The organism is Actinacidiphila sp. bgisy167, from assembly GCF_057707665.1.
In genome coordinates this window covers 94272-100618 of the sequence record NZ_JBYIQP010000015.1, presented here as the reverse complement: position 1 = coordinate 100618, position 6347 = coordinate 94272, and the positions used below count along the sequence as shown (strand labels likewise).

Sequence of the window (6347 nt, the reverse complement as noted above, 5' to 3'; positions counted from 1 at the left end):
GTCCGGCCGGCCTCACCTTGGGGGGACCTGCGCTTGGGACGGCGCAAACCCGCCGCGGTGAGGTGGCGCAGCAGTTCCTTGCTGCCGACCTGGACGGCGCCCGCGGCGACGGCCGAGGCGTAGCGCTCGCTGGGCAGGTCGTAGTGGTCGCCGTCGAAGGCCCGGCGCGGCGCGCCTATGGCGGCGGCGAAGGCGTGGAGCTCCTCATAGGAGGTGTCGCTCACCAGGTGGGACCACATGCGGCCGTGGCCCGGCCACGTCGGCGGGTCGATGTAGACGGTCACCTCAGCGCGGACCGCCGAGGGCGGCGGACAGGGCGCCGACGGGGGCGATGGCCTCGCCGAGCGACTCGCACACCCAGTGCGGGTCGGGGCCGAGTTCGGGCTCCACATCGAGGCCGTGGGGGTCGGCGCAGCGCGGGCAGAGCGGCCAGCGGCCCATGCGTTCCAGCAGGGCGTCCTTGACGTCCTGGGCGACCAGCCCCGCGACGAACGCGGCGCCGTCGGGCCACTGCTCCACCCACCAGCGGCGCTGGGAGACGGCGTCCTCCACGAGCGAGACGACGTCGGCGTCGGCCACGCCCGTCGCGGACAGGTCCGCGAGGACGAGCGCGCGGGCGCCGTGCAGGGCCGCCTCCAGGCCGGCGGAGGAACCGGGTGCGTCAGGATCCATGGCCCCATTGTGGACCACCCCGCCGGGCGGGCGTTCTTGACGCCGTCAGCAGCCGAAAAATAGCTTTCGTCCGTGGCCGAGACACTGAAGGAAACCTTCGACGCCGGGGGGCTGGCCGCCAGAGTCAGGACCCTGGCCCCCTCCATGCCCCGGTCGATGCGGTCCGTCGCGCAGGCCGTGGCCGAGGACCCGGCGGGCTGCTCCCGGCTGACCGTGACGGCGCTCGCGGCCCGCGCGGGGACGAGCGAGGCCACCGTGGTGCGCACCGCGCGGCTGCTGGGCTACCCCGGCTACCGGGACCTGCGGCTCGCACTGGCCGCGCTGGCCGCCCGGGAGGAGGCCGGCGCCCCTCCCGCCGTCACCCCGGAATCGCGGTGGACGACCCGCCGGCCGACGTGGTCGCCAAGCTCGCGCTGGACGAGCAGCGGTGCCTGGCCGACACCGCGGCCCAACTGGACGTGGCCCAACTGGAGGCGGCGGTGGGCGCGCTGGCCGCCGCCCGCCGCATCGACGTCTACGGAATAGGGGCGTCGAGTCTGGTCGCCCAGGACCTGGTGCAGAAGCTGCTGCGCATCGGCCTGGTCGCGCACGCCCTGGGCGACCCCCACCTCACCCTCACCAACGCCGTCCAACTGCGTCAGGGCGACGTGGCCGTGGCCGTCACGCACTCCGGGCACACCCACGACGTCGTCGAACCGCTGCGCGCCGCGTTCGATCGGGGCGCCACCACCATCGCCGTGACCGGCCGGGCGGACGGCACCGTCACCCGCTACGCCGACCATGTGCTGCTCACCTCCAGCGGCCGGGAGAGCGCACTGCGCCCCGCCGCCATGGCCAGCCGCACCAGTCAGCTGCTGGTGGTGGACTGCCTGTTCGTCGGCGTCGCCCAGCGCACCTACGACACCGCCGCCCCGGCGCTGTCCGCCTCGTACGAGGCCCTCGCCCAACGCCACAGCCCGCGAAGAAGCCACCAGCGATGACGCACGCCGAGCTCCGCCGCGAGCTGGACCGCCTCGCCACCGAGGGCTTCCGCGCCGAGCTCGCCGAGGTCGACCGGCTCCCGATGCTGGACATCGCCACGCTGATGAACGCCGAGGACGCCACCGTCCCGGCCGCCGTCGCGGCGGAACTGCCCGCAGTCGCCACCGCAATCGACGCCATCGTCGCGCGCACGGCCCGCGGCGGCCGCCTCGTCCACGCGGGCGCGGGCACCGCGGGACGGCTCGGGGTGCCCGACGCCGGCGAGTGCCCGCCGACCTTCAACACCGCTCCGGGCCGGGTCAGCGGGCTCGTCGCCGGCGGACCTGCGGTGGATCAGGGCAGCCGAAGGGCCTCCGGCAGGGGCGCCGCGTGGAGGACGGCGAGGCCCGAGACCGCACGGGTGAGCGCGACGTACAGGCGGCGCAGGCCGGTGCGCTCGTCGGGCTCGCCGTCGACGACCGCGACGGGCTCGTCCAGGACCACGTAGTCGTACTCCAGACCCTTGGCCAGCGAGGCGGGGACGAGGGTGAGCCGTACCTCCGGCGTGGTCTCCTGGCCGGGAGACAGATACGGCAGCCCGGCCGCCGCCAGCGCCTCCGCCAGCACGGGCAGGCGCGCGTCGGCCGCGATCAGGCCGATCGACCCCTCCCGGTCCAGCGCCTGGCGGCAGGCGTCCAGCACGGCCTCGGTCAGCCCGTCCGCCGGGACCTCGGTCACCGAGAAGGCGCCGGGGTTCTCCCGGACCGAGGTCGCCTCCTTCAGCCCGGGGGCGATCTGCGGCAGCAGCCGGGACGCGTAGGCGATGACCTCCAGCGGAACGCGGAAACCCTGGGTCAGCTCCTCGATCCGGGCATCGGGCTTCCCGAGGTGCGTGAGCGCCTCGTCCCAGGTCCCGGTCGCCCACGGGGTCGTGCCCTGGGCGAGGTCGCCCAGCACGGTCGCGGAGCCGGTGGAGCAGCGGCGGCCCACCGCCCGGTACTGCATGGGGGAGAGGTCCTGCGCCTCGTCCAGCACGACGTGGCCGAGCGAGGCCGTGCGGTGCACCAGATCGTGGGCCTCGTCGACCAGCACGGCGTCGGCTGCCGACCACTTCGCGGAGGCCACCGAGCGGGCGGGCTTCTCCCACAGGATCTGCTTCTGCTCCTCCTCGGTCAGCACGCCCTCGGCGCAGGCGGCCAGGAACTCCGGGTCGGACAGCAGTCGCAGCACCGTCTTCGCCGGGTCCGCCGGCGGCCACAGCTCCTTGACGGCCGCCTTGACCGCCGCGTTGCGTGCGACCGCGTCCTGCACCCGGTCGTCGGGGGCCTCCCCGGCCGCCTCCATCCGGACCAGCACGGCGTGCGCGATCCGCTGCGGCAGCGCCTCTCGGGCGGCGCCGTAGCGGATGTCGCGCGCCATGAGCTCGCGGACCAGCTCCTCCACCTCGTACGCCGGGACGCGCCAGCGGCGCGAGCCGCGCACCACGACCACCGGCTCGGTGGGCATCCGGATGCCGGAGCGGACCGCCCGCCGCAGCACCTCGGCCATGCGCGCGTCGCCCTTGACGCCGGCGGCGGCCGCCGAGTCGGCGCCCTTGACCGGGACGTGGGCGACCAGGTCGTCGACCGTGGCCTGCTGGACGCTCAGCTCGCCCAGCGCGGGCAGCACCTGCTCGATGTAGTGCAGGAAGGACGCGTTGGGACCGACGACGAGGGTGCCCGAACGGGCGAGCCGCTCGCGGTGCGCGTAGAGGAGGTACGCCACCCGGTGCAGGCCGACGGCGGTCTTCCCGGTGCCGGGCGCGCCCTGCACGCAGACCGTCCCGCCGACCTCGGCGCGGACGATCTCGTCCTGCTCGGGCTGGATGGTGGCGACGATGTCCCGCATCGGGCCGACGCGCGGCCGCTCGATCTCGCGCTGGAGCAGCTTGCTGGAGGTCTGCGCCTCGGCCGGGTCGGTGAGGTGCTCGTCCTCGTAGGCGGTGAGCTCCCCGCCGGTGTAGCCGAAGCGGCGGCGCAGCGCGACGTCCTGCGGGTCGGTGCGGGAGGCCCGGTAGAAGGGCTGCGAGACCGGCGCGCGCCAGTCGATGACCATGGGGTCGCCGTCCGCGTCGTGGACGTGGCGGCGGCCGATGTAGAAGCGGTGGCCCACCTCCTCCCCGCCGAAGGCCTCGCCCTTCTCGTAGTCCAGGCGGCCGAAGAAGAGCGGGGTGTGCGCAAGATCGGCGAGCGCTTTGATGCGGGCGTCGATCTCGGACTGCAGCACTTCCGCGTTCACCCAGTTGGCGGTCACATCCCTGATGTCGAGGGCTTCGACGTCGGCGCGCATCGCGCGGAGGGCGGAGCGGGACGCGGCGAGGTGGGCGCGTTCGCGGTCGAGCGGATTGTCGGCGGTGAGGGATCGTTCCCCTGGCACGGGTTGCCTCCGGCGGCACGTAGGGCATGGCTCAGCCGGCCCCCGACCGGCGCGCGCGGGGGCACGGGGCGGGGCGCTGTCCTGATACGGATTCGACACGGGCCGACCGGTTTCCGTCCGGCCGGCGGCGCCGCCCCTGCGGGGGGCGGGCGGCAAGACGCAGGATCTTACGCCTGCGCGACGCGTGGCGCTAACCGGTTTTCCCGGCGCCGGCCGCCCAAACCTCTGCCCAAAGCATCACATATGCGTACATTGGGGGCATGGCACGCCCCATGGTCTCCGCTGTCCACGGCAGCAGCGCCCTCGCCGAGGACGCCACGCACCGGCATCCGGTCCACCCTGTGGGGGACGCGCTGCGCGCGGTCCGGGTGTTCGTCGCCACGGCCTTCCGGGTCGTGGTGCTGGGCCAGGACGGCACCGCCGCGCGCGACTGACGCGGCGGGCCGGCCGGACGGGCGCGGCGCCCAGAGCGAGAGTCAGGGCCGCGACGCCATGCCTCGGGCGAAGCCGTCCAAAGGCTCCCGAGGTGCCGGTTCGCGACCACCGGAAGCGGGGCCCGGCGGCGCCGCCTCGAGCAGAAGGCACGACGTCACGACCCCGGAGCTGACGTCACGGCCCCGGAGCTAGAGCAGCTCGTCCGCGTCGACGATGCGGTACGCGTACCCCTGCTCGGCCAGGAACCGCTGCCGGTGTGCGGCGAAGTCCTGGTCGATGGTGTCGCGGGCGACCACGGAGTAGAAGCGGGCCTCGTGGCCGTCCGCCTTGGGGCGCAGCACCCGGCCCAGGCGCTGGGCCTCCTCCTGCCGCGAACCGAACGTGCCCGAGACCTGGATGGCGACCGTCGCCTCCGGCAGGTCGATCGAGAAGTTGGCCACCTTGGAGACCACGAGCACCGAGATCTCGCCCTGCCGGAAGGCGTCGAAGAGCTTCTCGCGCTGTGCGTTCGTCGTCTCGCCCTTGATCACCGGCGCGTCCAGGTGCTCGCCCAGCTCGTCGAGCTGGTCGATGTACTGGCCGATCACCAGCGTCTGCTCCCCGCGGTGCTTGGCCACCAGCGCCTCGGTGACCCTGCGCTTGCTCTCCGTCGTCGCGCAGTACCGGTACTTCTCCTCCGGCTCGGCGGTCGCGTACGCCAGCCGCTCGGAGTCCGTCAGATTGACCCGCACCTCCACGCAGTCGGCGGGCGCGATGTAGCCCTGCGCCTCGATCTCCTTCCACGGCGCGTCGAAGCGCTTGGGGCCGATCAGCGAGAAGACGTCCGACTCGCGGCCGTCCTCGCGCACCAGCGTCGCCGTCAGGCCGAGCCGGCGGCGGGCCTGGAGGTCCGCGGTGAACTTGAAGACCGGCGCCGGCAGCAGGTGCACCTCGTCGTAGACGATCAGACCCCAGTCGCGGGAGTCGAAGAGCTCCAGGTGCGAGTAGACGCCCTTCCGCTTGGTCGTCAGCACCTGGTAGGTGGCGATGGTGACCGGGCGGATCTCCTTGCGGGTGCCGCTGTACTCGCCGATCTCGTCCTCGGTCAGCGAGGTCCGCTTCACCAGCTCGTGCTTCCACTGCCGGGCGGAGACCGTGTTCGTCACCAGGATCAGGGTCGTCGCCTTCGCCTGCGCCATCGCACCCGCGCCCACCAGCGTCTTGCCGGCGCCGCAGGGCAGCACCACCACGCCGGAGCCGCCGTGCCAGAAGCCTTCCACCGCCTGCTCCTGGTAGGGGCGGAGCTTCCAGCCGTTCTGGTCCAGCTCGATCGGGTGCGCCTCGCCGTCCACGTAGCCGGCCAGGTCCTCGGCCGGCCAGCCCAGCTTCAGCAGCACCTGCTTGATCTGGCCGCGCTCGGAGGGGTGGACGACCACCGTGTCCGGGTCGAGCCGGGCGCCCACCAGCGGCGCGATCTTCTTCGAGCGGAGCACCTCCTCCAGCACGGGGCGGTCCGTGCTGGTCAGCACAAGGCCGTGCGCCGGGTGCTTGCTCAGCGTCAGCCGCCCGTAGCGGGCCATCGTCTCGGCGACGTCCACCAGCAGTGCGTGCGGCACCGGGTAGCGGGAGTACTGCACGAGCGCGTCCACGACCTGCTCCGCGTCGTGCCCGGCGGCGCGGGCGTTCCACAGCCCCAGCGGCGTGATCCGGTAGGTGTGGATGTGCTCGGGCGCGCGCTCGAGTTCCGCGAAGGGGGCGATGGCACGCCGGCACGCTTCGGCGAGCTCGTGATCGACCTCCAGGAGCAGGGTCTTGTCGCTCTGGACGATCAGGCAGGACACACAAACCTCCGCGAAGGGGCGGGCCGGGACCGGGGCAGGGGCCGG

At 73.7% G+C, this 6347-nt stretch carries 5 protein-coding genes and 2 pseudogenes; 3 read left to right on the top strand and 4 right to left on the bottom strand.

Translation table 11 applies throughout. The annotated features are described in order from the left end of the window. Both AC3ET4_RS08850 and AC3ET4_RS08845 read right to left on the bottom strand, forming a co-directional pair. A partial coding sequence (locus tag AC3ET4_RS08850; RefSeq protein WP_431947739.1) for a DUF4031 domain-containing protein occupies positions 1 to 284 on the bottom strand: 284 nt, incomplete at its 3' end. 1 nt (position 285) lies between these two features. Beyond that, entirely contained in the window at positions 286 to 672 is a 387-nt protein-coding gene (locus tag AC3ET4_RS08845; protein ID WP_431947737.1) for a hypothetical protein, read from the bottom strand. Between the two features lie 144 nt (positions 673 to 816). On the opposite strand from AC3ET4_RS08845, the pseudogene AC3ET4_RS08840 reads away from it, so the two are divergent. Both AC3ET4_RS08840 and AC3ET4_RS08835 read left to right on the top strand, forming a co-directional pair. Next, positions 817 to 1652 (top strand): annotated as a pseudogene (locus AC3ET4_RS08840) (MurR/RpiR family transcriptional regulator). Next, positions 1649 to 1978 (top strand): annotated as a pseudogene (locus tag AC3ET4_RS08835) (N-acetylmuramic acid 6-phosphate etherase); the annotation flags it as partial. The pseudogenes AC3ET4_RS08840 and AC3ET4_RS08835, both read left to right, overlap by 4 nt. Before the next feature lie 8 nt (positions 1979 to 1986). Here the strand turns inward: AC3ET4_RS08835 and AC3ET4_RS08830 are convergent. Then, a complete protein-coding gene (locus AC3ET4_RS08830) occupies positions 1987 to 4047 on the bottom strand; it encodes a HelD family protein (RefSeq protein ID WP_431947735.1) in 2061 nt (686 codons plus the stop codon). Between the two features lie 260 nt (positions 4048 to 4307). Here AC3ET4_RS08830 and AC3ET4_RS08825 point away from each other — a divergent pair, with 260 nt between their 5' ends. Beyond that, positions 4308 to 4481: a hypothetical protein gene (locus AC3ET4_RS08825; protein WP_431947733.1), complete on the top strand. Its 174-nt coding sequence runs from the start codon at positions 4308 to 4310 to the stop codon at positions 4479 to 4481. Positions 4482 to 4670: 189 nt separating this feature from the next. Here the strand turns inward: AC3ET4_RS08825 and AC3ET4_RS08820 are convergent, their stop codons facing one another. Then, positions 4671 to 6302, bottom strand: coding sequence for a DNA repair helicase XPB (locus tag AC3ET4_RS08820; protein WP_431947731.1), 1632 nt, complete (start codon positions 6300 to 6302; stop codon positions 4671 to 4673). Positions 6303 to 6347 lie beyond the last annotated feature (45 nt).